The sequence below is a fragment of the Fervidicoccus sp. SLHALR4 genome (genome assembly GCF_058692745.1).
Genome location: NZ_CP182483.1, coordinates 673,212 through 697,455, shown reverse-complemented (window position 1 = coordinate 697,455; position 24,244 = coordinate 673,212). Strand labels below are relative to the sequence as shown.

The window sequence follows — 24,244 nt, the reverse complement described above, 5'->3', positions numbered from 1 at the left end:
AGCTCAGACCCCTTCGAGCAAGCCAGGGGGTATGAGGTTCTTCTGGGCCAGCTTTCTAACTTCACTGCTGGAATACTTGTAAACGAGGTCTCCCCTCTTGTCAGCCTGCATTTCCCAGGGGGCTACGAGAACTACGTCTCCCTCTCTTATCCACATTCTCCTCCTGAGCCTTCCTGGGATCCTGGTCATCCTCCTCAAGCCATCCGCGCACTTTGCCACAAAGTGGTCTCCGCCGAGAATTTTCTCAACTACGCAGATGACCGTTCCCTCATCTGGAAGCGGCATTTCTCCTTCTTGCTCTTCATCTCTCTTTACCATCTTACCACTCTCTCTACCTTGATTTTGAACTGCTTTCAGCCTTCCTGCTTTATTTATCCGATGATTACTTCTCTATTTTTTCAACGGTTCTCTTATTAAGTTTGGCTGCCAGATTAAAAATCTTCACCATACCATTATGCATAAAACTCTCTTTCTTTATCACTGCTATGCTGGTCTTCTTCAGCCCCGATCGCTCAGGCAAACGAGCTCCCCATCAATCAGGTACCTCTTCTCCCTGTGCTCTATCAAAACGAAGCTCTTCTTTTCTGCTGGTTCACCGAAGACATCCGATGCGGGGACTTCCTCTGTAGAATACTCCTCGTCCATCACGATCACCTTATCTGGGAGGACCGCCTCAACTGTAACGCTCTTCGCGGTGCCTGTGAAAGGCTTCAAAGCTTCCATCTCTATCCTGCTCAGCCTTATCTCCTTCCTCCTTGAGAGAATGAGAATTCTGGCATCCTCCCCCCTCTCCTTTATTACGAGGGCCGGCTCTCCTCCAAGCTCAATCAGATCCCCATTCTTGAGGGGGAGAAGTCTCAGCGATATTGAAAGCCTCGTCCTCTTTTCCCCTCCCTTTTCCGAGATGAGCTTATAAGTGAGCTTCGTGGTTCCTCCAAGCTTATTGACTACAGCGGAAGCGATCAGCTTCGCTCCAGCTTTGTCTCTGATGTTTATATCGAAGCCCTCCCTGAGCTCATCTATGCTGACAATCGCCTCCCTCAGCTCGTACGGAAGGGATGAGATGACGTCCATAACTTCCTCGAACGCCTTCCTATCTATTCCTCCTTCGCCTCTTACCTGGATCTTCGCCTCATAGTGGCCAGATCTTTTGGCAAGGCAGTTTGGGCAGATGGATCTCTCCTCTTCTAGCTGGACATCGACTGGAAAGGAAAAGCTTCCCTCCTTGCCGAAGAGGTGGGCTGTGAACCTCCCTTCAAATTCCGTAATGGCAACTTCAAACCCATAGGCTCTGAACCTCTTCCTCAGTTCCCTCTCAGCCTCCTTGGATATATAGTCTACAAGCTTCCGCTGATTGAAAGGTTCCCACTTTCCTCTGAGAAAAACCGCTCCGCACTGACGGCAGCGCTTGATTTCAAGCTTGATCGGTTTCAGCGGATTTTTCTTCAAATAGCACTCAATGCATATCCCCTCTATGAACGGAAGGGAAGGAGATTTTTCTCTGCCGCAAATTGGACACTTCATATCCGCTCTCCTCAGAATAGCGTGTTCACATACAATGCATATGGAATGCCTGCAATCCTCGCTACCGCTTCAGGATGAACGAACCCCTTCCTTATCCCGAGATCTACCGATCTTTCTCCAACGAGTGAAATGTAGTCGGCACCATCCATTTCTGCCTCAGCTGCCCCTTCATCCACTAATTCACCGCCGTAGTAGTCTTCACTCACGTCAAGTATTGCCCTGTCCTCGGTGAACTTCTTGCCCAGCAACTCAGCGTCGCAGATGAGTACCGTTTTGAAGCCCTCAGTTTTAATAACTTTGAGAGAGAAGAGCCCCACCATCAGCGGGATTCCTCAGCGATCAGAAGGCCTTGACTGGCTGCTCGGCTCCGCAGGCATCGCACTTCAATATCCAAGTCTTTCCCTTCTTAATTATCCTGGTATCAGGCCTGCCACATGTTGGGCAAATGATGTAGTTCGCGGCAAACCTCTCCAGAACTTGGCTGAGAGTCGATGGGCTGATCTTCGTGCTGACCGTCAGTATGCCGCTGTTGGGATCGTAGTTCCCTGCTGTTGCCAGCTCTCGCAGTATGTATCTCTGCAGGAGCTCTGGATCCCTTCTGAGGATATCTGCAACTTCTCTGAAGTTTCTGATGATCGTCTGATTTCCAACGTAGTGCACTTGGAACTTTGGAAGCTCGAACCTTTCTCCGCTGCTGGCAGGTCTGGGAACCTTCTGATAGAGCCTCTGAAGGAGCTTTTCATAATCGTAGAACAGCTTTTCATCTATTTCCAACTTTTCCACCACCTTCCTTTGAGATTAGCTCTCTAGCTTTTGCTCTGAGATGCTCTATTAAGCTTTCCAATCCAATATTTTCAGCCGCACTTATAAAATAAATGTCTTTAATGCCTATAGATTCGGTTATGAGGTTCTTGACAAATTCCAACCTCTCCCTTTCAACTGCATCTATTTTGTTGACGACAGGAACAACTTCGACTATCTCGCCTCTGATCTTTCTGAGCATTTCCACCTGATCTTTTATCTCAACAGTAGAAGAAGGAGTTGGGTCTATCAGGAAAAGCAGAATGCCTCTGGCCATTTTCAAGGAGGCTACTGCCCTCCTCTCCGGGAGGTTCATTTCGCTGAACGGCCTCGGCAGGATCCCTGGAGTGTCTATTACCGTTATATCCAGGAGGTTCTCGCTGAGGAGTCTGCCGGGGACGGCCCTCTTCGTTGTGAATGGATATTCTGCTATATCTGTCTTGGCATTTGATATTCTAGTAGCGAGAGTGCTCTTTCCAGAATTCGGAGGACCGGCAATGACAACAGCGACTTTTCCCCTCAGATCTGGAAGCAGCATTGCTTCCTTCTTTATCTCCAAGACCTCTTCCAGCAGCTTTCTATTCCTCTTCACAATTGACAGAAGCCTAGAAGACATGCCCAGCGCCTTCTTCCTCAGATCCCTCCTCTCCGATGACAGCAACTCGCTTTTGAGGGAGATGTAAAGCTGCCTCACTTTTCCTTCAAGGCGGGCGGCCGACTCAAGCTTTTCCAGCGACTGCTCTCCCAAGACGAGGGAGATGTAAGTCCTCAGCTCATCCCTTTCTGCTATGAGCTTGTAGAGCCTTCGGTACGTCTCCAGCTTCTCCGATATTATATTGTAGGCCGTGTTCAATATTTCGATAGCTTCATCCATGCTGTCGCTCTTCTCTGAATGCTTCTGCTTCTCTATGAGCTTTCCCAGCCTTCTGTAGACCTTCTCATAAATTTCCTCGTAAGAAGACAGGTGCATCCTCCTGAGATCAGCATCTGCAGGGCTCGAGAGGGGGGATCTCTCGCTTATCACTTCTTCTTCCCTTCTCTTTCTCCTTTTACTTCCGTCTTCAGAACCTTCATGCTCTGCTTATCGATGAAGACTGTAACGCTTGGGTGCTCTCTGTCGAATTCCCTGACGTAGTACCTGACTAGAACCTTCTTCCCTTCTCTATCTTCTCCGACATCGATCTTTGGCCTTCTCTGCGATTCTGTGAACTTCTTGACCTCAGGGAGGTTCAGAGTAATCCGTATGTAATCAGCATAAAGCTTGAGGGCCTTGTTCTGCTGCCTGTAGTTCATTACAGCGTAGGCTACCGTGAAAATAGACATGGCTGCCATAGCATATGCCATATAGAGCATTACTGTATATCCGTCCAACATGCAATACCTCTGAGTTTCATTTTGAATACAGGAATAAAAGCATATTCTATTTTATATTGAACGTTCAACTAAATATATTTCTCGAGTCCCCCGAAGAAGGTTCAAACAAGCACCAAAGACAGAAGCTCAAATAGACCCACTGTTCGCCTCCAACTAAGAACCTTTGCAGAGGGTGATGCTGGAATGGTTTCAGGCGCTATGCGAACAGAGTGCATACCATGTGGAAAGGTGTTCGAGGGCATCGTCCTCAGCTGCGGAGAGTGCGGAGTGCCAGTCCTGAGATTGAGCGGTATGAAGTGGAAAGTGAAGCAGGGGATCCCCAACATATGGAGATATCAGCACATGCTTCCTCCTCTCCAGCGCAGAGTTTCTCTAGGAGAAGGGCTAACCCCTCTCAGAAGGCTCGATGGGACGCTGGTTAAACTTGAAACAAGGAATCCGACTGGGAGCTATGCAGACAGAGCTTCTGCTATGATAGCAAGCTATTACGCATCATTTCCTCCTTCTCTTCCAGTCAGAATAAACTACGCGAAGGATTTTGCCCTCTCTATAGCAAGCTACATGGCAGGGATAGCTGGAGTCGAAATATACCTAGAAGACCCAGGGTCAGTTGACACCGAAGAAATTCTAACTCTGGCGGAGCTGGGGGCCAGCGTGAAGTTTTCGAGGGAGGGCGACGTGCTGAGCTACATGAACCCCCTCACTATCGAAGGGCTGAAAACCATCGTCTTTGAAATTTTTGAGAGAGGTTTTACAAAAGGCAGCATCATTGTTCCAGCGGAAACCGGGCTTCTAGCTCTCTCTATGTGGAAGGGGTTGGAAGACCTCAGAGAGACTGGGGAGGAAGCTGACCTTGATATTGTAGCGGTGCATTTAGAAGGGACTAGCCCACCCGAAATCTTAAGGGGAATAAGAGGAGTTAGAAGCTTAGCAATCAGCAGGGAGAAGACCTTGAAGGCGCTCATCGAGCTCGCCAGAAGCGGAATAAAGACAAAGCTGATAGCTGCTGCTCCTGTAGCTGCTGCAGGAGAAGTTGGATGCAAGAGGTGCATTTCCATCATAACGGCTTCGAGCGCAAGATATATTCCACAAAGCAGAGGAAGCAGGTCCAAGCTGGCAAGAGAAGTTCTCGAGGTCCTGAAAGAAGTTAAGAGCGGGACAGCTTACGAGATCTGGGAAGCTCTTGGAAAATACACGCTGAGGGGGGTCTACAAAGCTCTAGTCTCACTTGAGAGGTCAGGATTGGTCAGGTCAGAATACGATGTGAAGGGAAGGAAGAGGAAAAAAATCTACGTGTGCTGCGAGGGCTAGGGCGATGAGCGAGATGTTCTAGTGTCATGCTGACATCGAGATCCGCGAAGCTCAGCATCCATCTGGAGCAGACAGAGAACGGGATCATGCTTGAGATTGGCTGAACTTCAGCGAGTGGAGGATCCCTCCGGAACCCCAATTTTCCTTTGGGACTTCATAGATTATTATGCTCACTGCTTCTTTGGGAATTCCCTGCCTCTCGAATGCGGCTGTGATTTCCTCGACCAACTTCTTCTTAACGTCTGCGCTCACTCCCGACCACATAGTTATCTGAACCAAGGGCAAGACATACACCCAAACAATTGCTGTGCAGGTGGTGTTTGTTATTTTTTCGTGCCTGGAGCGAAACTGCTTACCACGATGTTCTTCAAATTGTATCTTTTCGATTCTCAGCAGCATTTTTTCTCAGGAGAGAGCATCTCTATTCTGCTAGGAGAGGGAAGTGACATGCAACGTAGTGATCTTCTTCGATTTTGACAAGATTGGGCTCTTCAGCCGAGCACTTTTCCCTTGCAAAAGGGCACCTGTTGCTGAAACGGCAACCCTTCGGCGGGTTTCTCGGATCAGGCATCTCCCCCCTGAGCCTGATCGTCTTTTCCCTTCTCCTCCTACTGATGCTCGGAACTGCTTCCAGGAGCGCTTTAGTATAGGGGTGGGCTGGATTTTCTATAATCTGCTCTGTTCTTCCAATCTCGACGATCTTCCCTAAGTACATTATGGCTACTCTGTCGGAGATCAGCTTGGCAATTGATAGGTCGTGGGTGATGAAGAGCATGGAGAGGCCCCTCTCTCTCCTGAAGCTCTCAAGCAGTGAAACGATAGAAGCCTTGATTGACATGTCCAGCATCGAAACTGCTTCATCTGCAACGACGAATTTTGGGCTGGTGATCATTGCCCTCGCAATAGCTACCCTCTGCCTCTGACCACCTGAAAGGTTGTGAGGATACCTCTGCGCGATTTCTCTGCCAGGCAGGAGGCCGACTCTCTCCAGCATTTCAACTGCTCTCCTTTCAGCTTCCTCTGGGTCAGCCGTCCCAGATATTACGAGCGGTTCCGCTACGGCTTCCCCAATCTTCATCCTGGGGTTGAGGCTGGCGTAGGGATCTTGAAATATTATCTGCATGTCCTTCCTTATCTTCCTCATTTCATCTTCACTGAGAGAGAGGATCTCTCTGCCCATGAACTTCACACTTCCTGATGTCGGCTCTATCAGCCTCAGAATGAGCCTTCCGGTCGTGGTCTTCCCGGATCCGCTCTCTCCAATGAGAGCTAGCACTTCCCTCTCCCCAATGCTGAAGCTAACTCCATCCACTGCCTTTACTACTGTTCTGTTTCTGCCGAAGATAGTCGAAGAAGAAAAATACTTTCTGAGATCCTCAACCTGGATCACTGGGCTCTCGCTCACGCCATTCCCCCTCCTTTGGAGTGTAGCCAGCAGGATACCCATCTCCCGTTAACATCCAGAACAGGAGGCTCCCTCTCTCTGCATATATCCATCGCGCTCGGGCACCTCGGATGGAATCTGCATCCCTTCGGAGGGGACCTCATGTCTGGGGGGTTGCCGGGGATGGGAGCTGCTCCCTTTTCAGTCCAAAGGTCAGGGACGCTGTTGAGGAGCCCCCTTGTGTAGGGGTGGAGGGGATCCTCTATTACGCTGTCAGCATCACCAAGCTCGACCAGCTTTCCAGCATACATAACCATTATCCTGTCGCTCCAGACAGACGCTAAAGATAGATCGTGAGTTATGAAGATTATTGAGGTTCCCTGATCTTTCATTCTCGAGAGAAGCTCCATTATTCCTTCCTGAACAATGACGTCTAAAGCTGTGGTCGGCTCATCAGCTATGAGGAGCTTGGGCCTGAGAGACATGGCCATTCCTATCACAACCCTTTGCCTCTGTCCCCCGGATAGCTGATGGGGATAGCTTTGAACTACATGCGGAGGGAGGTTCACGCTCCTGATTATTTCTTCGACTCTTGCCGCAGCCTCCTTCTTTGTCACACCCTCATGTTCTATGATGACCTCCACCATCTGATCTCCGATCTTCCTGAGGGGATCCAAGCTTGTCATTGGATCCTGAAAGACCATCGAAATTTCCTTGCCCCTGAGCTTCCTCAGCTCCTCCTTGTCCAGAGAGAGGATGTCCTTTCCTCCGAAGATAATTCTCCCTCCGCTTATCCTACCGGGAGGGGGGACAAGCCGCATAAGCGCATAAGCAAGGGTGCTCTTCCCCGATCCGCTCTCCCCTACGATGCTCAGCCATTCTCCTTGCCCAATGGAGAAGGAGATGCCTTCAACAGCCTTGAGTCTGCCTCCCAGCGTTAAGTACGTTACCTCCAGATCGATCACTTCGAGGAGCACCATTTCCCGTTCACCTGAGATTTGAGGCTAGGCTCGACCTCTCCCCAAGAGCTTCTCCAATCAGCGCAAATCCCAGAGCAAGAATGGTTATCATCACTCCTGGGAAGAAGCTGATCCACCAGTATCCCGTTGTGAAGTATCCCTGCCCTGCTCTGAGGTCATACCCCCAGTCTGGAGTTGGTGGAGTCACCGAGAGGCCCAAATAGCTCAATCCAGCTTCAGTTATTATCGCATCAGCTGCGCTGAGGGTGAAGACAACGAGGATTGTCTGCAACAAGTTTGGCAATATGTGCCTTCTCATTATGTGCCATCTGCTTGCTCCCATGCTCCTCGCAGCTTCGACAAAAAGCTGCTCCTTGAGGCTCAAAGTCTGCCCTCTGGTCATCCTGAAGTAGGTCGGTATGTACACTACAGCTAAGCTGATGGCGGTATTGAGAGGGCTGGGCCCGAGCACCGATGCTATAGCAATGGCTAGAATGAGAGAGGGGAAGGCATATATGCTGTCCATAATCATGCTCAGTATTCTGTCAACTTTTCCCCCTACGAAGCCTGAATAGATCCCCGCGGGTATTCCAACAGCCATTGAGATGATTGTAGCACTCACAACTACGAGGAGAATGATCCTCGATCCGTAGACCACCCTGGATAGAATGTCCTGGCCTATTTGGTTTGTCCCCATGAGGTGAGCCCTGTTCGGCGGCTGAAGAATGTCTGGAGTGGCTCTGGTTGGATCGTATGGAGAAATAAAGGGGGCCGCCACTGCGATGAAAATTATGGCGAGAATTATGCCGAGCCCGATCTTGAACATGACGCCTGGGGGAATATGCTTCTTTGCTTTACTCAATATTTTCCCGAAGCCGGCTGAGCTGAGCTCCATCGCGAGACACCTCAATACCTTATTCTTGGGTCGAGCAGTGCATAGAGAGCATCAACCACAAGGCTGATCAAGCCGACAATGAAGGCGAAGAAGATTATTGCTGCCTGTATGCTGGTGTAATCCCTGTAATCAAGCCTCTCAACTATGAATGTTCCCATACCTGGCCAGCTGAAGGTGCTCTCTGTTAGGACCATGCCTCCGAGCAGTATGGCGAACTGGAGGCCCATGTAAGTTACGACTGGGAGGAAAGCATTCTTAAGAGCATACCAATAGATCTTCCTCTCCCTTATCCCTCTCGCATAGTAGTTCCTTATGAAATCTGAGCTGAGGATCTCAACCATGTTGTTCCTCAGGAGCCTGGTGTAAGCTCCGCTCATGACTATGCCCAAAGTTATGCTGGGGAGGATGAGGTGGAGAACTGAGCTCTTCAGCGCTGCCCAGTTCGCTGTCAGGAGGCTGTCGAGGACGTAAAGACCAGTTATTGTCCTCGGGGCCATTCCTGGATCTATCCTCTGTGCTATCGGCAATACTCTGAGATAGACCCCAAAGATATACTGCAGGACCATTCCCAGCAGAGGGATGAAGGTCACATATGCAACTATGCTGTAGATTTTTATAGCAGCATCGGTCCTCGTCCCCCTCCTTATCGCTGCAAAAGCGCCGGTGCCCAGGCCTATGAGCACGCTGACGATGAAGCCCCAGATGGCGAGCTCTAGAGTTGCTGGGAATCTCTGAGCTATGTATGTTGAAATTGGGACTCCGCTGGGAAATGTAATCGTGACTCCGAAATCTCCTCTCAGAGCGTTGAAGAGATAGCTGAAGTACTGGACGTAGAGAGGCTTATCCAGTCCCGCCATTCTCCTCAGGTTTTCCAGCTGCTCTGGAGGAATGTTCTTCGTTCCCAAGACAGCCAGTATGGGATCACCCGGAAGAATCCTCAGCACTATGAACACGATTGTGTAGAGTATCAGAATCGTCGGAATTATGGCAAGTGCCCTTATTACTAAGTACCTTGCCAGTCCTCCCACTTTTCAACCACCGAGAAAGATTATTAAAAAATCAAAAGATTATTAAAAAATCATTTGGTTTTGGTTATAGAGCTGTACATGAGTATCATTGTTGGGCTCGGAACTATTCCGGTCACGGAACTGCTAGCTACGATGTACAGCTTCCCCTCGAAGAGCGGCACTATGGGAACATCGTGAGCCAGTATATTCTGCACCTGCGCATAGATCTGGTTCCTCGCCGCCTCATCGACAGTTACTTGGGCCTGCTCAAGTAGCTGATCCATCTGTGGGTTTGAGTACTGGTTGCCCAGCCACTTGTTATCTCCTGTGTGGAGGAAGGGTGTCGTGTAGTCATCGGGATCGAGATAATCGGGATACCATCCCATGAGGTATGCTGCCATCTGGCTGCTCCTCGCGTTCTGCACGTACTGGCCCCACTCCGCGCTCTGCAGAGTCACAGAGATCATTCCAGTAGCCTCGAGCTCCTGCTTTATCAGGGTTGCCACGTTCGCCTCAGTATCCCCGTAGTGGGTTGGTGTGTACCAGAGCGTTAGCTGAAGCTTGTTGCTGCTGCTGTATCCAGCCTGAGAAAGCAGCTGCTTTGCCAGCGTTATGTTGCCGTCTCCATAAAGTGTCTTGAATACGGGAACATATGCAGACATGGACGTCGGTATCAGGCTGTAGAGAGGTGTACCAGCTCCCATCAGTGCTGTGCTTATTATTTCGGTCCTGTTTATGGCTGCAGCTATTGCTTGCCTCACCAAAACGTTGTTCGTAGGTGTCATGTTGACGTTTAGGACCAGATATCTGATGAATGTGCTTGGAACATCAATCACCTTGATCCCGCTCTGCTTGCTCAGCGCCGCAACATCAGCAGGAAGCAGCGTCCTCCATGCTATATCGATCTCGCCAGATTGAAGAGCCATCCTCATTGTCGAGGCATCTTTGTAGAACCTGATTATCACCTTACTGTTGTTTGGAGCCCCAGCGTAGTAGTAGGGATTTGGAACCAGGACGAGCTCCTGATCTCTTGTGAAGCTGGCAATCTTGTAGGGACCTGCACCTCCCCATAGGGCGTCGCTGACGTAAGTGTTGTTGGGATACTTCGGGTTGACTGGGAAGTAAGGCGGAGTGGCTACCAGTGAAAGGAAGTAGCTGCAGGGAAACTTCAGATGAAACACGACGGTTGAGCTGTCTGGGGCTTCGACGCTCTCAACGAAACTGGTCACGAGCCAGCTGGGATCCCCGCTGATGTTCATTACCCTGTTTATGCTCCTCACAACATCATATGCTGTCAGCGGTGTGCCGTCTGAGAATTTCAGGTTTGGTCTGAGCTTGAAGGTCCATGTTTTCCCGTCCGCACTTACCGTCCAGTTCTCTGCAAGAGCTGGAACTATTTCCAGCGTTCCTGGTTTGTATTTAACCAATCCTTCCATAGTGTTGTAGAGCACTTCCCATGTGAAAAAATCGTAGGCATTGGAAGGGTCGAGATCGGTGACTTTATCGGTAACGCCGATCACTATGGTTGGCGCTGCGGCGGCTGTGGTTGTAGTAGTCGCAACTGTGGTTGCTTGAGTTGCGGTTGTTGCAGCTGGTGAGGTTGTGGTAGGAGTAGTTGTTGAGGGGGCTCCGCCTCCCCTCGTTGCCAAGTAGACTCCTGCGACAGCTATTATGAGGATTACTACAACAGCAGCTATAACGAGCGAAGTTGAGACTGCTCTTGTTCGAGGCATTTTTATTCCATTCCCTCCGAAATCCCCCCTATTCAAGTGGGAAGGGGAATTACAGTAGCTTTCAAAAGTTTTTACTTATAAACTTTTCCCAAGGAGCATTTTTGTTAACAAGCTCGCAAATTATCTTGAAAATTTTTAAGTTGACTGGCTAATATTTAAAAAAAATTATTTCAGCTTTTTAATGAATTCCTTCATGAAGAACGGGAGGTCGTTTGGAATTCTTGCAGTCACAATATTTTCGTGGACTACTACTTTTTCATCTGACCACTCTGCTCCTGCTGCCACCAAATCATCAGCTATTCCTGGATAGCTGGTCAACTTGACGTCTTTGATTCTGCCTGCTGATAAAAGCAATTGCGGTCCGTGGCAGATAGCTGCTATGGGCTTTCCAGTATCTGCGAAGTGCTTAACAATTCTCACCGCATCGTCTCTTGCCAAGACCCTTATCCTCTCCGGCCCCCGTCCACCCGGTATGACCAAAGCATCGTATTCTGATGGATCTATATCCTTCAATGAAATGGCTTTTAGCTTGTATCCATATTTCCCTTCCACATCGCCGGGGGCCGGAGCAGCAACTGTGACTTCATGGCCTTCTTCAATAAGGCGATAGTATGGATAGAGAGCCTCAATGTCTTCAAATTCTGATCCTACTATCATCAAGATTCTTCTGCCCATTGCCCATCACTTCAATGCTTTAATTTCACGCAGATGCCCAAAATATTGTGCTGTATATATTTCTGGGATCCAAACCTGCATACTCACTAGAAATACCGCATAAACCTTGGAATTAGGCAAGCTCAGCGTCTTTTTCGAGTTCATCGGGAGCAAAGGCATCACTCAATGTTTGCATTAAATATTCAGCTATTCGCTGCAGTTCCAAAGCTGTCTTGGCTCCGGGATAGAATGAAGAGGCTTACCTCGGCAATATCGAAGTCTTTAAAAGCGCTTTATGTTATCATAGAAAATCTACCGATATTGGAGGAATTTTTCAAATATTCATGGCGATGGCTTTGGAAGAAGACAGGAAGAGGATTTTGACGGTTCTCTCTGTCACCACACTAGCAAGCTTTCTAGCAGGCTTCAATGCCAGATTAGCTGTTGTGGGCCTTCCAACTATAGCGGCAGACATCAAAGCTGATGTCTGGAGCATGGTATGGATAATCCAAGGCTTCATGCTCGGCTCAACGATCTTTCAGCTGATAATCGGTAGGCTTTCCGATGTCTATGGCAGAGTCCGAATTTTTCTCATTGGTATTGGTGTATTTGTGCTCGGTGCATTGATATCTGGGACGAGCATCACCCCAAAAATGCTCATCTTGGCAAGGATAATTCAGGGAATTGGCGGAGCGATACTGATGAGCTTGTCCATAACCATCCTCTCAGATAATGTCCCCCCTTCTCGATTAGCGACATGGCTTGGTGTGAACCAGGTAGCATGGAGAGTTGGAGCGCTCTTAGGTCTAACACTGAGCGGATTCATTATCGAATTTTTAGGGTGGCAGTGGATCTTTCTCGCGCAGGTTCCAATTGGCATTGCTGTTCTTTTTTGGTCTAGAAGAAGACTCAAGGAAGTTTATACTCCAAAAGAAAGCAGAAAAGTTGACGTTGTCGGCTTCGCTTCATTTACAACTTCGCTGACATCGCTTTTGCTCGGGCTGACTATGATGGGATATGGGAGCAGTGATCTTTCTGCTCTTCTTCTGATCCTCTTCATTGCTTCTCTCCTGATATTTGCTTTTTACGAGCTAAGAGCGGAAAATCCCGCTCTTGACCTCAGGCTGTTCAGAATATGGCAGTTCACTGGGGGAATAATAGCTCAATTGCTGTATGCTATTGGCTTTGGAGCGTCGCTCACGCTTTTGGCCATATACTTGCAGAGCGTTATGGGCTACTCGCCGAGCTATACGGGAATCCTGCTCGTCCCCTATGAAATCAGCTACCTGGTCTTTGGCCTGGTCGGTGGAAGAGCAGCCGATGAAATTGGATATGCTCCTGTCACCATCATCGGCCTCTCATTTTCTTCAATATCGCTCTACATGCTTTCGAAGTTTGCATCAATCAGCCTCATAATCTTAAGTGAAGTCATTTTCGGGTTGGGAACGGGCCTTTTCGTTTCGCCTAACACGAGTTCGATAATGCTTTCAGTTCCACCGCAGAGGAGGGGGGTTGCCTCTTCGATAAGAAGCATTTCATTTAATGTTGGATTCGTGCTTAGCCTAAATATAGCCGTACTCACAATGACCCGGTTTCTTCCATATGAAGCGGCCTCCAACTTGATAATCCTGGGAGGGATATCTCCAGGCAACGCTGCCCTGAATATAGAGCTTGAGGAGCTGGGGAGAGCAATAAGAAACTCGTTTCTAATTCAGGCCGTATTGATGGCATCAGCTATACCATTCAGCTTAAGCAGGCTGAACTTTCTCCGACCAAGAAGATCCCATGGAGAGAAGAGTAGCAATTTCTCCTGAGGTGTCGGAAAAACCGGGCGTTTTTTTAAAAAAGATGCTCGTTAAAGCCATCTGTCCACGCGTTTCAGTGCCTCCTGATAATTAAGATTACAATTACGCCTGCAATCACGGCGATTGCTAAAGCTGTTGCAATCTCGGTACTGCTAGAACTTGATGAATTGCTCGAGAGCGAGGTTGTTGAATTGACAGGAATCTGAGTGCTCGAAGAAGTGGTGGAAGTTGGAGTTGTGGAAGTTGGTTGCGGAGCAGTAATGCTTTTCTGGGAGAGCAGGGCGCTCATAGAGATTGGCTCTGCAAATGGATACCTATCAATATCGCCCGACTGGCTAACCGCGTAGCTGCTTCCGCAGGTCAACGAAGAACCCGGTGCGGAACAGCTGTTTCCGCTCCATTAGTTTCCATAGGTTCCATTGTCCCAGGAGTTGCCTTCAAGTGAACCTTCCAGGTTCACGTGGTTCTTGTTATCGATGAAGTTGTTGAGATATATCAGATTGAAGTTGCTTCCATATCCTATGTTTATCCCGTAGAACACACTGCCAGTTATATTGTTTCCATAAATGGTGTTGTTTGTGGAAGAATAGAGATCTATTCCATAGTAGTTAGCGCTTATGGTATTTCCAATAATGCTGACATATTTTGATCCGTATAGGTGTATTCCAACTCCATTATTCGCTACTGTGCAGTTTTCAATTGTTATGTTCGAGGCTTCATAGAGCTCTATACCGGTATCAAAGTTTGCAATGCTTAAATTGGCTATAGTAACATTGCTGCGCCCGTTCACCTCTATCCCTTTCCCCATTCCGTTTCCGTAAATCCTCCACCCATTCCCGCTGATCACAATTGAATCTTTTTCAACTACCAGGCTTTCAAAAATGTCTCCCGTAAAGTAGTAGCTATTGCCAGCTCTCGTTAAATTAATCTGAGCTCCCGATGAGGTAGTCGAAATGCTCCCGTCACTCTGTATGTATATCGTAATTGGCGATGACTGAACACTCACAGCATGTGCAAAAGTGAACAGGAATAAGAAAGCCACCGGTAAAGCTATCGCTTCCAGATCCCTGAACAGTCTTTTCATAATATTCACCATTTTAGTTCTAACATTATTATTAGTTAATAAAATATTATCTAAAGAAAAGAAGTTGATTATAAGCTTGTATATTTTTTGATTTTTATTTAAAATATAATCAAACGGTTAGAAGCTTATTTCTATCAATTTAAAACCTTAAAATTTTAACGGAAAATAAGTTAGCTGAAAACGTAGCCTATAGTATTTGTTTTCAAAGATGGTTTCATTTTTTCGCAGAAACCTTCCTTTCATATATAGCATGGATCACTTGGGGCAGCTCGTCGGAGCACTCTCCCACAATTTTTCCAACGAAGTCGCCTTTCTGGAATTGCCTCTCCGTTGTTTCGCCGCTCCCCAGACATTTTAAAATAGTGACAGTTTCATAGCTTTCCTGGGCCTTCTTGGGCTGCATCTGGATCATCACATAGTAGAGGAATGTCAGCGAAATAGCCATGAGCAGAAGAGTCAATATCCCCTGAACTTCCGGGGACAAAATCGAGCTGTTGTTTCCGAAGAGCTGGAGCGAGATGCTCTGAAGAAGCAAAGCCTATCCACCTCACAAGATCCCTACACTGTTTCCAATACCTGCTATTATCACGCTCTGCCCCTCTGGAACTTTCTTCACTAACTCCTTAACTACTTCAACGGCCTTCTCCACGGCGTCGCTTATATCTTTCTTCATTGTGAGTATGGCCTCTTCCATACCCATTTTTACTATCACGGCATGAAGGGGGATGTTGTTTGCCGAAGCAGCTCTCTCGATCCTTATCTTCTCCGGTCCTGGATCCCCTATGGCTGCTCCTGCGCCTTCAGCAACTTCTCCAGTATTTTCTCCTTCGAGCTTTAAAGCTGCATCAACGGTTATTATCATTCCTACCTTTTCTCCTTTCTCCTGCAGCTTCCTGAGCAGTTCTTCTACAGCGAAGCCCGGATGGCCAACGTTGCTTTCTGGCCCACTTGCTTTCACCAAATATGCTTTCCTGCCCTCGATCTGCGTCTCATAGTAAACGGTATCTTTCACAATTTCTACAGGCGTGGCATTCGGACCCACGATTCTGTGAACGAGAAGGGGACCGGCTCCATCTCCTACAGGCTTCCCCTCGAGGAAGACGTCGAGGGCTTTACTGTAGGACTCGGCCTGCTTTATGATCATTGGAAGAACCATTTCCAGCTGCATTATCAGGATCCAGTTGTTCGTCTTCTGCCCTGTTATGAGCAGGTGCCTGACATATTTGTAGACAAAGGTCAGCGCGGCGCTTATTTCAAGCGCTGTTGAGGCAATGCTCCTCTCCACCTTACCAGCATTCGGAAGGGCTTCCTTTATGAGGCCTTCGAGCCTCTCCTCCCTTGTCGAGAAGAGAACATCCATCCTCTTTATTATGTCCGTTGGCTCTATATTAACAGGCTCGATCGTGAAGTAGTTTACACCTTTCTCGATCACCTGCTCTGGCTTTTCCAACCCGAGATTCCTGATGTAGCTCGCAGTTTTGCTCTGCGACTCATTCATCATTTTCTCGAGGATGCCTAGCTTCAATTTTATGTTTCTCGATGAAATGTATATCTGAAATTTCTGGTTGAAGCCAAGAAAGAGAAGCATGAATATGACTAGGAACGCTAGCTGTGATATAGCAGAAATCCAGTCAGTTATCGTTGAAGACAACAGTCACACACTCCTCATTTGCTGTTTTTAAAAGAGCTCCTAGGAGGTAATTAATTTAACCGGCATATCTCCCTTTGTTTTACTCAGCAGAGATAGCCGGAGGCTCCTGCCGATATTGACACTGCTTTCTCAACCAGATTGCTCCGATTAATTTGCTGAATGATAGGATGGCTCCGGAGGAAAACCAGTGCGGGGGGTGGGATTTGAACCCACGCTGGCCTGCGCCAACGGATCTTGAGTCCGCCCCCTTGGTCCGCTCGGGCACCCCCGCCACTAGTTCTTCTCTCCTCGGGAATAATTAAGTTTTAATCTTACCTTTTCTTCCAGATAGAGAGAGGGCCAAAGATGCTTGAAGAGATTGCTCAAGGAGCAGTGCTGGGCATAAGTCTCGCAGCTCCTCCAGGACCCGTCAATGCGATAATAGCTTCTAGAAGCATCGAGAGCTGGAAGAGCGGAGCTTTGGTTGGGTTTGGAGCGCTCACGGCAGATCTCATCTTCATGTGCATCACAATATATGTAGGTTACTTAGTTCCTTCGAACATCATTCCTTTCATTTCAATTGTCGGGGCTTTCTTTCTCGCATGGCTCGCCTACGGAGTTTTCAGGTCGAGTTCGAATTACGCTCTTTCCAGAAGAAAGGCAGAGACCAGAAGCTACTTAACAGGCCTAGCAATGGGACTGTCAAATCCTTTTCAGATCATGTGGTGGATGAGCGTGGGAGTTTCACTGGCGAGGAGCTTCGGTGCAGAGATTTTCATTGGATTTGTGAGCGGCATAGTTGCATGGGTTTCGCTTTTCTCACTGTTTGTGAGCATGTATGGGGTCTCGCAGATGTTCACAAAGGGAGTAAAAATATTCAGCTTCTTAACTCTCTCTGCGTTTTCAGCCTACCTTTTCATATATGGGCTGAGAGGTCTCATTTGAAGCTTCTCTCAACACTCAAGATTCGCACTGAAATATATTTGATTATATTGAGGTAAGAGAACCAGAGTTTCAGCAACAGTTATAATGCTGATGCTGGGCAAAGATTTCATTTCTTCGGCACGTATAGTGGAGACCTCCTGCTTCTGCTCACCAATTCAACCGCTTTGCTCTCCTCCAGCATCCTGAGAATCTTTTTGGCTGTGCTGAGAGAGACGCTGAGCTTCTGAGCTAGAGAGAAGGGCGTTATGTAGTCCATACCCTTAACTTCTCTCTCCGCTCTCTTAAGCAGTTCCGCTGGAACAGAAACATCCATTTCTGCCTGCTGCACAATTGTTCTGCTCGAAGTCTGTTGCTTTTCCTCTTTCTTCTGCTTCGGCATTTTTTCAACCCTCTGAGGAAAAATGCAGAAAATTGGTTTATTAACAATTTGCTTTCTAAGTTAAAAAGAACTGAGGGGATCCTCCTTGAAGATACTGCAGCTAGGAGATATCCACTGCGACATTGGAATGCTCAGGAAGCTGAGGGAAGCATCTACTTCTCTGCAGTTTGATTTGTTAGCTGTCCACGGCGATGTTGAGTGCGATGGGGAAATTGTCGATCTTTTGAAGGAGATCTCTCCAAAAATAATCTTCGTTCCGGGCAACATGGATGATGTAGCGATTTCGAAGGAGTTTTCAAGACAAGGCTTCAACATCGATTCAAAGGCCTTGGAAATCGGTGATCTTGTCTTCTTTGGCATAGGGGGGTTGAGCTTCTACACTTCCTATGTAAAAGTGAAGGAGCTGATACCATTGTATAAAGGCAGAAAGGCTGTTTTGCTGACACATCACCCCCCGCTGGCGGAGAAAACGGACCTCGCTCTTGGAAGCATCCATGCGGGACTGGTTGAACTGAGAGAGCTCGATGAAGAGTTCAAGATCTACATCCACATGCACGGCCACATACACGAATCTCCAGGATGGGAATTCATCGGGGAGACGTTAGTTGTGAACCCCGGAGCATTGAAGCATGGGAGATATGCCATCATAGACACGACAACTAGGGAAGTCCAGCTGCTGAGGCTCGTGCAGAAATGATGGAAGATCTCAGAAGACTCACGGAGCTCCTGAGCGGGAAAAGCGTTGTCCTGCTGCATTCTCCAGATGCCGCAAAAGAGTGCATTGAGGCCTTCACCGATTCCCTGGGAACTGAGGACTATACTTGGAAAAGGTGCTTTGTTAGCTTGGAGGAAAAGAGGGAAAAAGAGGAAGAGGTTCTGAGGCTTTTCGCATCCATGTTCAGAGTAAGATGGATAGTGCATATTTCTCCATCCCTAGCGAGTATAGGAGAAAGCCGCATCGAAGAAATCAATCTCTACTGGGATCCTTGGATTTTCTCTTCATTTGGAGCAGAAATGAGCATGAACTCTGAAAATAGAGAGGTGCTCTTCCGCGGCTCGAAGTTCCGGAATCCTGTGGTGGAATTTGTGCGAACAGAGCTCCCAAAGAAGCTCAGCAGAGCACTGAGAGCATCCATGTCAAGCGATTCCCTTTTGGTTCTCGGGAATCCCGAACAGCTTTTTCCTGCTGCTATGATTCCATGGGTAGCTAAGAAGTACGGGAAAATTGAGCTAGTCATTGTATCGGATAAAGAGGTCTCACTCGCTAAAATTGCTGATGCTTTTATTAAAGTCAATCCACGGGATTTGCTGAAAGAACCTTACTAGTAGATGCGATTCGGGGATTCAGCGTTCCAATGTATCAGGCTTCATCGAACTCCTCTGCGTAGCTTCTCCGTCATCTGCTGGGGAAAAAAGGGTGTCATAGTGTCTGCTCTATTGATTCTTAAAGAGCATGATCCTTTCATTGATTTTCAAAAATGATTAAAACTTCAATCTTACTTATTAATAATTTTAAAATTCCGTTATACCTTAATATTTTTTGAAAAAGGTTTATTTATAGGAAGAGCTTTAATCGGATCTTCAATGGGGAATATCCCCAGAAAATATGAAGCATAACTATATAAGAAAGTAATGAGATATAAAACTTGATAAGAATGGGGTGATAGCAAATGAAGTTAAAGTCAATTTATGAAGATGAGGACGTTGTCGTTGAGGTAGGCCCCCACGACGATGAGATCCCGGAGCTGATAATGGACCTGTTCAAGAAAACAAAGAGGCCCATGACATGGCAGCAGCTTAGAGAGCACTTCAGCGCCGTCATAGGAGAGGACAGGCTCAGGAGAGCTCTGAGGCAGCTGGTGAAGGAAGAGAGGCTCGTTCAGCTTAATAGGACAACATATGCTGACCCAGATACACTGACGCCAGAAATGATAGAAGAGCTGGAAGCCAAGAGGAGGATATATTCATCGAGGGCCAGAAGCTACCTGTATGAATCCATGAAGAGGAGCTTAAGCTCAGAGACAAACTGAACTAAATTTCAATGAGAAGGTCGATTTTGTTCAGCGGTCTGCCTCCCTTCTCAGTAACGAGAACAGTGTTTTCAACTCTCATACCAAGCTTTCTCGGTATGTAGAAGCCAGGCTCAATGGTGACAACATCGCCTTCTAGAAGAACTTCATCGCTCAGCGGAGAGAGGCTTGGGGGCTCATGCACCTCGACGCCAACGCCGTGTCCGAGAGAGTGAATGAAGTATTTTTCAAGTCCTCTCCAAGAAAGCACGTTTCTGGCTTCCGTGTCAACATCTTTGGCTCTCACACCGGGCCGCAATAGATCGAGCGCAGAATTGTATGCGGAAATGAGGTTTTCGAGTAGTACCCTATAGGATCCAGCACTGTAGAGTATAGTCCTGGTCATGTCTGAACAGTACGATCTGAATTTTGCTCCTGCATCGATCACAACAGCATTTCCCCTCTTCAGTTTTCTTTCCCCAACCAGAGCGTGAGGATTCGAAGCGTTTTCTTCGAATGCCACGATTGGGTCGAATGCTATGCCGTCTGCTCCTTCTTCGTAGAGGTTTCGCAGAAGCTCTGCGTAGAACCTCCTCTCGGTCGTGCCGTCTCTCAGCTGGTCAAGCGACTTCATGAGGGCTCTTTCGGTTATCTCCGAAGCTGTTCTTATCAGCTCGATTTCCTCCTCTGTTTTCCTCCTTCTCATGAGAGAGATTTCTTTGCCAGCATTAACAGTCTTCTTTCCACTGAGGCTTTGGGAGAGTGAGGAAGATTGAGGTAATTCGATATCAAAAGCAACTGAAGCGTCCTTTTCGAGAAATGATCGAACTGCTTCCTCCAACCCACCGAGGATGAGGGGGAGCTCCTGATCTTCTCTGAAGGCCATCCTGCTGTAAGCATACACTTCCATCTTGCCTTCGACTGCGCTTGATACTTTCCAGAACTCCATGAGGGGGGCAATTGCTATGTATTCTTCAGTACTTGGATTGATATATACAGCCCCCACTGCATCTATCCCAGTCATATACAGAAAGTTCCCCTTTGAAAGTAGGACTGCGCTCTCAACCGAATTTTCTTCGAGGATCTTTGCTAGACGTTTTATCTTCTTCTCCACCAGATGCGGATATCCGACGCCCAAGGCGTTTCTCCTCAGTATAGCTTCAAGATAATCTGCTCATTTCTTCCTCGCTTTCGGGAGAAAAGAGCTCCATGCTTTCTAGCTTAGACATGACCTGCTGAACAAGCTCGTCAAGCTTATCCTTATCTCCTCCCCTCTTCACAAATTCATCGATCACTATCTTCTCAACAACTCTGTAGCTCTTGTATTTCTCATTGAGGGATCTCCATCTTATTCCAGACAGCTTTGAAGCTATATCTTCATCATATGGAAGAGCTCCCTTCAGCATGAGAAAGGCTATTATAGGATAGCCTATATACCCCCTGAACTTCGTCCCGTTATCTGTAGAGCTGGCGATGTTCTTCTCCAAATCGAGGAAAACTTTATACTCTCTCTGCTCATCTGAAGAGGTTACAACCGCTTCTTTATCGCTCTTCTGCATTATCCTCCCTTCGGAAACCGCAGAAAGAGCTTCGAGAACCTTTATCCTGGGTGGAAGAGACAGCTTCTTCAAATTGATTTTACCTCGCTTCATTCACTCATAACCCGCTGCGCGCTACGGCATCATCGCGCTGACCATTTCCTCAGCCACAGCAGGCAATTTAAAATTAGATTAACAAGTATAATAGCATTTAGGATGAAGTGCCAACGTTAAAGCGAAAATTTTCCTAAAAACTTGGGGCTCAGAGCTTCTGAGCTTCGTCCCGTGGAGCTTACATTAAAATCCAGCTTTCTACTTCGCTCGAAAAGCTAAAGCCCTGGCAACAGGAACTTCTAACTCGACTTCCTCTCCAGTCCTGACCTTGATGCCAGACGGTATTGAGGCGTATATGAAAAGATCTTCTTTTCCGCCTATAGCTATCTTCAACTCCTGAATGTTGCCTGTGAACATCCTCATAACTATTTTTCCTTTAACTCTCCAGAACTTCTCAGCTCCTGGCTCTTCTCTTCCAATTATATGAACATGCTCAGGTCTTATTACAATCTTCACTTCTTCGCCTTTTTCCAGCTCTTTTTCCTTAAATACAGGGGTGACTTCGATTTCTAAGCCATCTCCTATCTTTGCCCTGCCGTCGCCGAGGTAAACTCCATCGAGAACGTTGGGCTTTCCGAAGAACGTGGCAACGAAAAGCTCCTTGGGAGAGAAGTACAGCTCTTCAGGAGTCCCTATCTGGATTATCTTCCCTTGATTCATAACAGCTATCCTGTCTGAGATGCTCATTGCCTCCTCCTGGTCGTGGGTGACATATATAGTCGTGATCTTCAGCTCTCTCTGTATCCTCTTTATTTCCTCCCTAACTTCCACTCTCACTTTTGCATCCAGGTTGCTGAGAGGCTCGTCTAGGAGGAGGACTCTGGGCTGCACAACGAGGGCCCTGGCCAGAGCTACTCTCTGCTGCTGACCTCCAGATAGTTGTGTGGGATATCTGTTCTCCAGCCCAGAGAGCTTAACCAGCTCGAGCACCTCTCTAATCCTCCTCCTCTGCTCGTCCTCACCTACCTTCCTTATTTTCAGTCCAAACGCCACGTTTTCATAGACTGTCATGTGGGGCCAGAGAGCGTAGTTCTGGAAAACCATCGCAGTGTTTCTCTCATACGGCTTCTTGAATGTAACATCTTCATCCCCGAACAGTATTTTTCCGCTGTCCGGAAACTCGAATCCTGCTATAAGCCTCAGCGTCGTCGTCTTTCCGCATCCGCTTGGACCGAGGAAGGAGAAGAACTCGCCATCGGCTATTTCGAGAGACACGTTATCAACCGCTACAACCTTTCCGCCTTCGTATTTTTTTGTGAGATCCTTGAGAGTGACCTTCACCATGGAAATCACACTCCTATGAAGGCGTAGCTCTGCTTGAATATCATAGTAATGATAACGATAACAGCTATCTGGATCCCCATCAGAAGCACTCCCAGGGCAGCAGCGAGATTGACACCCGCTAGCCTGCCACTTGTTATGAGGTCGAGCATCACCATGGTTATGGGGCCCTTATGGTTGGGGCTTGAAACGTCTCCTCCCAGACCTCCGAGAGTTATGCTTGCACTGGTTTCCCCCATGCAGTACACGAAGGTTATCATTGCCCCGCTCGCAATATTCAGCGCTATGAGAGGTATTACTATGTACCAGAGGGTCTTCAGCCTGGAAGCTCCAAGATTGAGGCTGGACTCTTCAAGGTTGACGTGGGTCTGCTGGAGGCCTGCGAAGATGCTTCTCGAAGTGAATGGAAGCCTCCTAACGGAGTAAACCAGTATAAGCGGAAGTGCTGGGTTGTAGAGGGGATCCAGAAGCGTGTTGGGGAAGTATTCGTGGAAGAAGTAGAAATATCCAAATGCAAATATGAGGCCCGGTATGGCAAGGGGCATCGTTGATAGGTAGTCAAGGGCAGTGATCCCTCTGAGTCTTACCCTTGCAACAACATAGCTCGCGCTCAGCCCAAGGAGGACTATTATGGCAACAGCTGCAGTTGAATATAAAAGACTGTTCTCTATCCCCCTGAACACGCCTTTTATCTCGACCAGCTGGACAAAGTTAGAGAGTGTGAACCCGGAGGGGAGAGGGTCTGAACCCCACCTCTCGGAAAAGGCCAGGAGAAAAACCCCTATCTGAGGCAGCATCGTTATTATCACGAGGGGAAACACGAACAAGTATACGGCGAGCTTGCCCTTGGTTCCAAGAGTCCTTTCCCTCGGCACCCACCTTCCCCCCTTGCTCACCATGGCATACTGCCTCAAGCTAGTCTGCCTCCTGATGAGGACAAATATTGAAAGGGAGATGAGAAGCATTGTGAGGGCCAGCGCTCCGGTTTCAGGAGAGTTGACGTTTACTCTTACTCCCTGGAAGTAGTTGTAGATCTGGTATGAGAGAACGTCTCTGACTCCGAAGATTATCGGTGCGCCAACGTCTTCTATGCTGAATATGAAGACGAGTGCTGCTCCTGCCATGAGTCCTGGAAAGCTAAGGGGGAGGGTTACGCTTCTGAACAGTTTGAACCCCCTTGCCCCTAGGTTTTCAGCCTGCTCCTCGAGGCTAGGATCTATATTCATCATGGAGGAGAAGACATTTAGGTATACGATGGGGTAGTATGTTATTATCTGCGTTACTATGACTCCTGCTATTCCGCTGAAGGCTATTCTGATGTCGAGGCCTGTAAGGTGGTAGAGTACCCAGCTCAGCGTGTTGTATCCGAAGCCGGGGCCTATCAGCTTTTTGACTACGTAGGCATTTATGAATGGGCTCATGAGGAGGGGTATAATGGCCATTATCCTGAGAGCGGTTTTCAGCCTGAATCTGTATCTGGCCAGCACAAATGCTACGAGCACTCCCAGAAAGCTCGCAAATAGCGTGACTATAGCTGCGACTATTATTGAATTCAAAATGACTCCATATGATAGGCCCGTAATCTGAATGAATGTGGTGCTGCCGAACTTATTGATTGTAATGGAGGAACCAGATGGGTGGAGGTTGAAGTATAGAGGCTGAAAGAGGAGAGAGAGGCTGTAGTTTCTGGCAGAGAGGAGAATGGTTAGTATGGGGAGAATCATGAAGAGGGTTAGATACGAGATCGGGAAAAAAATTTGAAATAATATGAGCCTGTCCAGTTCAAACCTGAGCCTCCTGAAAACAGCGGAGGACAT

General features: G+C 47.8%; 28 protein-coding genes and 1 tRNA gene. 7 read left to right on the top strand and 22 right to left on the bottom strand.

Features of this window, described 5'->3' with window-relative positions:
- Nucleotides 1-3 precede the first annotated feature (3 nt).
- The 6 genes from ACLGLO_RS03720 to ACLGLO_RS03695 form a co-directional block, all read right to left on the bottom strand.
- Nucleotides 4-318, bottom strand: coding sequence for a translation initiation factor aIF-1A (locus ACLGLO_RS03720; RefSeq protein WP_492129046.1), 315 nt, complete (start codon nucleotides 316-318; stop codon nucleotides 4-6).
- A 180-nt stretch (nucleotides 319-498) separates the two neighbouring features.
- Entirely contained in the window at nucleotides 499-1,524 is a 1,026-nt protein-coding gene (locus ACLGLO_RS03715; RefSeq protein WP_492129045.1) for an NMD3-related protein, read from the bottom strand.
- Between the two features lie 11 nt (nucleotides 1,525-1,535).
- Nucleotides 1,536-1,844 (bottom strand): DUF424 domain-containing protein, encoded by a 309-nt coding sequence (locus tag ACLGLO_RS03710; RefSeq protein ID WP_492129044.1) that lies wholly within the window; start codon nucleotides 1,842-1,844, stop codon nucleotides 1,536-1,538.
- A 19-nt stretch (nucleotides 1,845-1,863) separates the two neighbouring features.
- Complete coding sequence (locus ACLGLO_RS03705; RefSeq protein ID WP_492129043.1) at nucleotides 1,864-2,298, bottom strand: translation initiation factor IF-2 subunit beta; 435 nt, start codon at nucleotides 2,296-2,298, stop codon at nucleotides 1,864-1,866.
- Nucleotides 2,285-3,349: a GTPase gene (locus ACLGLO_RS03700; protein ID WP_492129042.1), complete on the bottom strand. Its 1,065-nt coding sequence runs from the start codon at nucleotides 3,347-3,349 to the stop codon at nucleotides 2,285-2,287. Before ACLGLO_RS03700 ends, ACLGLO_RS03705 begins: the two co-directional genes overlap by 14 nt.
- Complete coding sequence (locus ACLGLO_RS03695; protein WP_492129041.1) at nucleotides 3,346-3,696, bottom strand: hypothetical protein; 351 nt, start codon at nucleotides 3,694-3,696, stop codon at nucleotides 3,346-3,348. The genes ACLGLO_RS03700 and ACLGLO_RS03695 overlap by 4 nt, the downstream gene beginning before the upstream one ends.
- A gap of 186 nt (nucleotides 3,697-3,882) precedes the next feature.
- On the opposite strand from ACLGLO_RS03695, the gene ACLGLO_RS03690 reads away from it, so the two are divergent.
- Nucleotides 3,883-5,010: a pyridoxal-phosphate dependent enzyme gene (locus ACLGLO_RS03690; RefSeq protein WP_492129040.1), complete on the top strand. Its 1,128-nt coding sequence runs from the start codon at nucleotides 3,883-3,885 to the stop codon at nucleotides 5,008-5,010.
- An 84-nt stretch (nucleotides 5,011-5,094) separates the two neighbouring features.
- Here ACLGLO_RS03690 and ACLGLO_RS03685 read toward each other — a convergent pair whose 3' ends face one another.
- From ACLGLO_RS03685 to ACLGLO_RS03655, 7 genes are all read right to left on the bottom strand, one after another.
- Nucleotides 5,095-5,295 carry a tautomerase family protein gene (locus ACLGLO_RS03685; RefSeq protein ID WP_492129039.1) on the bottom strand — a complete coding sequence of 67 codons (201 nt, stop codon included), beginning with the start codon at nucleotides 5,293-5,295 and terminating at the stop codon, nucleotides 5,095-5,097.
- A gap of 136 nt (nucleotides 5,296-5,431) precedes the next feature.
- The gene (locus ACLGLO_RS03680; protein ID WP_492129038.1) at nucleotides 5,432-6,415 is read right to left on the bottom strand and encodes an ABC transporter ATP-binding protein; all 984 of its coding nucleotides are present in this window, start codon (nucleotides 6,413-6,415) and stop codon (nucleotides 5,432-5,434) included.
- Nucleotides 6,412-7,374 carry an ABC transporter ATP-binding protein gene (locus tag ACLGLO_RS03675; protein ID WP_492129037.1) on the bottom strand — a complete coding sequence of 321 codons (963 nt, stop codon included), beginning with the start codon at nucleotides 7,372-7,374 and terminating at the stop codon, nucleotides 6,412-6,414. Before ACLGLO_RS03675 ends, ACLGLO_RS03680 begins: the two co-directional genes overlap by 4 nt.
- Before the next feature lie 7 nt (nucleotides 7,375-7,381).
- The gene (locus ACLGLO_RS03670; protein ID WP_492129036.1) at nucleotides 7,382-8,248 is read right to left on the bottom strand and encodes an ABC transporter permease; all 867 of its coding nucleotides are present in this window, start codon (nucleotides 8,246-8,248) and stop codon (nucleotides 7,382-7,384) included.
- An 11-nt stretch (nucleotides 8,249-8,259) separates the two neighbouring features.
- Nucleotides 8,260-9,276: an ABC transporter permease gene (locus ACLGLO_RS03665; RefSeq protein ID WP_492129035.1), complete on the bottom strand. Its 1,017-nt coding sequence runs from the start codon at nucleotides 9,274-9,276 to the stop codon at nucleotides 8,260-8,262.
- A gap of 50 nt (nucleotides 9,277-9,326) precedes the next feature.
- A complete protein-coding gene (locus ACLGLO_RS03660; protein ID WP_492129034.1) occupies nucleotides 9,327-10,988 on the bottom strand; it encodes an ABC transporter substrate-binding protein in 1,662 nt (553 codons plus the stop codon).
- Nucleotides 10,989-11,153: 165 nt separating this feature from the next.
- The gene (locus ACLGLO_RS03655) at nucleotides 11,154-11,663 is read right to left on the bottom strand and encodes a DJ-1/PfpI/YhbO family deglycase/protease (RefSeq protein ID WP_492129033.1); all 510 of its coding nucleotides are present in this window, start codon (nucleotides 11,661-11,663) and stop codon (nucleotides 11,154-11,156) included.
- A 335-nt stretch (nucleotides 11,664-11,998) separates the two neighbouring features.
- Here ACLGLO_RS03655 and ACLGLO_RS03650 point away from each other — a divergent pair, with 335 nt between their 5' ends.
- Nucleotides 11,999-13,456 (top strand): MFS transporter, encoded by a 1,458-nt coding sequence (locus ACLGLO_RS03650; RefSeq protein WP_492129032.1) that lies wholly within the window; start codon nucleotides 11,999-12,001, stop codon nucleotides 13,454-13,456.
- Nucleotides 13,457-13,665: 209 nt separating this feature from the next.
- On the top strand, nucleotides 13,666-13,794 hold the full coding sequence (locus tag ACLGLO_RS03645) for a hypothetical protein (RefSeq protein WP_492129031.1): 129 nt from the start codon (nucleotides 13,666-13,668) through the stop codon (nucleotides 13,792-13,794).
- 53 nt (nucleotides 13,795-13,847) lie between these two features.
- On the opposite strand, the gene ACLGLO_RS03640 is transcribed toward ACLGLO_RS03645, so the two are convergent.
- The 4 genes from ACLGLO_RS03640 to ACLGLO_RS03625 all read right to left on the bottom strand — a co-directional run bounded on the left by ACLGLO_RS03640 (nucleotide 13,848) and on the right by ACLGLO_RS03625 (nucleotide 16,453).
- Nucleotides 13,848-14,531 (bottom strand): NosD domain-containing protein, encoded by a 684-nt coding sequence (locus ACLGLO_RS03640; protein ID WP_492129030.1) that lies wholly within the window; start codon nucleotides 14,529-14,531, stop codon nucleotides 13,848-13,850.
- A 214-nt stretch (nucleotides 14,532-14,745) separates the two neighbouring features.
- On the bottom strand, nucleotides 14,746-15,066 hold the full coding sequence (locus tag ACLGLO_RS03635) for a hypothetical protein (protein WP_492129029.1): 321 nt from the start codon (nucleotides 15,064-15,066) through the stop codon (nucleotides 14,746-14,748).
- Nucleotides 15,067-15,078: 12 nt separating this feature from the next.
- Nucleotides 15,079-16,182 (bottom strand): DUF1512 domain-containing protein, encoded by a 1,104-nt coding sequence (locus ACLGLO_RS03630; protein ID WP_492129028.1) that lies wholly within the window; start codon nucleotides 16,180-16,182, stop codon nucleotides 15,079-15,081.
- A 188-nt stretch (nucleotides 16,183-16,370) separates the two neighbouring features.
- A tRNA-Leu gene (locus ACLGLO_RS03625) sits at nucleotides 16,371-16,453 on the bottom strand.
- Nucleotides 16,454-16,527: 74 nt separating this feature from the next.
- Here ACLGLO_RS03625 and ACLGLO_RS03620 point away from each other — a divergent pair.
- Nucleotides 16,528-17,106: a LysE family transporter gene (locus tag ACLGLO_RS03620; RefSeq protein ID WP_492129027.1), complete on the top strand. Its 579-nt coding sequence runs from the start codon at nucleotides 16,528-16,530 to the stop codon at nucleotides 17,104-17,106.
- Nucleotides 17,107-17,212: 106 nt separating this feature from the next.
- On the opposite strand, the gene ACLGLO_RS03615 is transcribed toward ACLGLO_RS03620, so the two are convergent.
- On the bottom strand, nucleotides 17,213-17,485 hold the full coding sequence (locus tag ACLGLO_RS03615; protein ID WP_492129026.1) for a 30S ribosomal protein S25e: 273 nt from the start codon (nucleotides 17,483-17,485) through the stop codon (nucleotides 17,213-17,215).
- Between the two features lie 85 nt (nucleotides 17,486-17,570).
- On the opposite strand from ACLGLO_RS03615, the gene ACLGLO_RS03610 reads away from it, so the two are divergent.
- From ACLGLO_RS03610 to ACLGLO_RS03600, 3 genes are all read left to right on the top strand, one after another.
- The gene (locus ACLGLO_RS03610; protein ID WP_492129025.1) at nucleotides 17,571-18,182 is read left to right on the top strand and encodes a metallophosphoesterase family protein; all 612 of its coding nucleotides are present in this window, start codon (nucleotides 17,571-17,573) and stop codon (nucleotides 18,180-18,182) included.
- Nucleotides 18,179-18,811, top strand: a complete 633-nt coding sequence (locus ACLGLO_RS03605; RefSeq protein ID WP_492129024.1) for a hypothetical protein — start codon at nucleotides 18,179-18,181, stop codon at nucleotides 18,809-18,811. Before ACLGLO_RS03610 ends, ACLGLO_RS03605 begins: the two co-directional genes overlap by 4 nt.
- A gap of 344 nt (nucleotides 18,812-19,155) precedes the next feature.
- Nucleotides 19,156-19,515 carry a hypothetical protein gene (locus ACLGLO_RS03600; protein ID WP_492129023.1) on the top strand — a complete coding sequence of 120 codons (360 nt, stop codon included), beginning with the start codon at nucleotides 19,156-19,158 and terminating at the stop codon, nucleotides 19,513-19,515.
- Between the two features lies 1 nt (nucleotide 19,516).
- Here ACLGLO_RS03600 and ACLGLO_RS03595 read toward each other — a convergent pair whose 3' ends face one another.
- From ACLGLO_RS03595 to ACLGLO_RS03580, 4 genes are all read right to left on the bottom strand, one after another.
- Nucleotides 19,517-20,632, bottom strand: a complete 1,116-nt coding sequence (locus tag ACLGLO_RS03595; protein ID WP_492129022.1) for a M24 family metallopeptidase — start codon at nucleotides 20,630-20,632, stop codon at nucleotides 19,517-19,519.
- Between the two features lie 22 nt (nucleotides 20,633-20,654).
- Complete coding sequence (locus tag ACLGLO_RS03590) at nucleotides 20,655-21,146, bottom strand: hypothetical protein (RefSeq protein WP_492129021.1); 492 nt, start codon at nucleotides 21,144-21,146, stop codon at nucleotides 20,655-20,657.
- A gap of 198 nt (nucleotides 21,147-21,344) precedes the next feature.
- Nucleotides 21,345-22,430 (bottom strand): ABC transporter ATP-binding protein, encoded by a 1,086-nt coding sequence (locus ACLGLO_RS03585; RefSeq protein WP_492129020.1) that lies wholly within the window; start codon nucleotides 22,428-22,430, stop codon nucleotides 21,345-21,347.
- Between the two features lie 5 nt (nucleotides 22,431-22,435).
- Nucleotides 22,436-24,244 (bottom strand): ABC transporter permease, encoded by a 1,809-nt coding sequence (locus ACLGLO_RS03580; protein ID WP_492129019.1) that lies wholly within the window; start codon nucleotides 24,242-24,244, stop codon nucleotides 22,436-22,438.

What these genes read in the sequence shown, in the direction of transcription:
- ACLGLO_RS03720 (WP_492129046.1), bottom strand. Translation starts at nt 318, where the DNA reads ATGGTAAAGAGAGATGAAGAGCAAGAAGGAGAAATGCCGCTTCCAGAT.
- ACLGLO_RS03715 (WP_492129045.1), bottom strand. Translation starts at nt 1,524, where the DNA reads ATGAAGTGTCCAATTTGCGGCAGAGAAAAATCTCCTTCCCTTCCGTTC.
- ACLGLO_RS03710 (WP_492129044.1), bottom strand. Translation starts at nt 1,844, where the DNA reads ATGGTGGGGCTCTTCTCTCTCAAAGTTATTAAAACTGAGGGCTTCAAA.
- ACLGLO_RS03690 (WP_492129040.1), top strand. Translation starts at nt 3,883, where the DNA reads ATGGTTTCAGGCGCTATGCGAACAGAGTGCATACCATGTGGAAAGGTG.
- ACLGLO_RS03675 (WP_492129037.1), bottom strand. Translation starts at nt 7,374, where the DNA reads ATGGTGCTCCTCGAAGTGATCGATCTGGAGGTAACGTACTTAACGCTG.
- ACLGLO_RS03670 (WP_492129036.1), bottom strand. Translation starts at nt 8,248, where the DNA reads ATGGAGCTCAGCTCAGCCGGCTTCGGGAAAATATTGAGTAAAGCAAAG.
- ACLGLO_RS03660 (WP_492129034.1), bottom strand. Translation starts at nt 10,988, where the DNA reads ATGCCTCGAACAAGAGCAGTCTCAACTTCGCTCGTTATAGCTGCTGTT.
- ACLGLO_RS03655 (WP_492129033.1), bottom strand. Translation starts at nt 11,663, where the DNA reads ATGGGCAGAAGAATCTTGATGATAGTAGGATCAGAATTTGAAGACATT.
- ACLGLO_RS03640 (WP_492129030.1), bottom strand. Translation starts at nt 14,531, where the DNA reads ATGAAAAGACTGTTCAGGGATCTGGAAGCGATAGCTTTACCGGTGGCT.
- ACLGLO_RS03620 (WP_492129027.1), top strand. Translation starts at nt 16,528, where the DNA reads ATGCTTGAAGAGATTGCTCAAGGAGCAGTGCTGGGCATAAGTCTCGCA.
- ACLGLO_RS03615 (WP_492129026.1), bottom strand. Translation starts at nt 17,485, where the DNA reads ATGCCGAAGCAGAAGAAAGAGGAAAAGCAACAGACTTCGAGCAGAACA.
- ACLGLO_RS03605 (WP_492129024.1), top strand. Translation starts at nt 18,179, where the DNA reads ATGATGGAAGATCTCAGAAGACTCACGGAGCTCCTGAGCGGGAAAAGC.
- ACLGLO_RS03600 (WP_492129023.1), top strand. Translation starts at nt 19,156, where the DNA reads ATGAAGTTAAAGTCAATTTATGAAGATGAGGACGTTGTCGTTGAGGTA.
- ACLGLO_RS03590 (WP_492129021.1), bottom strand. Translation starts at nt 21,146, where the DNA reads ATGAAGCGAGGTAAAATCAATTTGAAGAAGCTGTCTCTTCCACCCAGG.
- ACLGLO_RS03585 (WP_492129020.1), bottom strand. Translation starts at nt 22,430, where the DNA reads ATGGTGAAGGTCACTCTCAAGGATCTCACAAAAAAATACGAAGGCGGA.
- ACLGLO_RS03580 (WP_492129019.1), bottom strand. Translation starts at nt 24,244, where the DNA reads ATGTCCTCCGCTGTTTTCAGGAGGCTCAGGTTTGAACTGGACAGGCTC.